This window comes from Flavobacterium sp. ABG, from assembly GCF_001027725.1.
GTDB classification, from domain to species: domain Bacteria; phylum Bacteroidota; class Bacteroidia; order Flavobacteriales; family Flavobacteriaceae; genus Flavobacterium; species Flavobacterium cupriresistens.
The window spans coordinates 1-592 of sequence record NZ_LEKS01000056.1 but is presented as its reverse complement, the minus strand read 5'-3'; the positions used below and the strand labels follow the sequence as shown (position 1 = coordinate 592).

Sequence of the window (592 nt, the reverse complement as noted above, 5' to 3'; positions counted from 1 at the left end):
AACCTGCAGCCGAAAACCAAAACCATTGAAATTGAGGAGAATACGTAAGATTAATAAATATCAAAAGCGGAATGACACAACAATAAGAAATCAGGTTCCCATAAAAGCCTTTGAGTTCTTCAACCCGTTTTTTAGCTCTGTAATACGCGCTATTTTCGCTATAATTAGTACTCGTTTCCATAACTGAAATTTGTTTGGTTAAAATGGGTATTTTGACCGTAAAAGTTTTTTCATTTTGCTCAATCAATACTTTTCTATTAGTAATAATTCCATAGCGATTGATGATATTTTGTAATCCTACACCCTGACGATCCTGCAAAACTTCCTTCTTTTGATAATCATTTTGAATAGCAAGGTAATCGCCTTCAATTGTAATGCGAATGTGCAAAGGTCTTTGTTCACTAACTACATTGTGCTTTACGGTATTCTCCAATAAAAGCTGTAAAGAAAGTGGAACAACTTTGGCTTCCGGATTACTATTTGTTGCTGGTAATTCATAAAACAAACTGTTTTCAAAACGCATTTTGAGCAGGTTCATATAGGTTTTGGCGAAAGCCAATTCTTCTTCAACCGAAACTAACTCTTTGTCTTT

1 protein-coding gene is annotated in these 592 nt (G+C 34.3%); it reads right to left on the bottom strand.

Annotated features, from left to right (window positions below):
* On the bottom strand, positions 1-592 hold a 592-nt coding region (locus tag AB674_RS21625; protein ID WP_047779365.1), incomplete at both ends, for a 2TM domain-containing protein.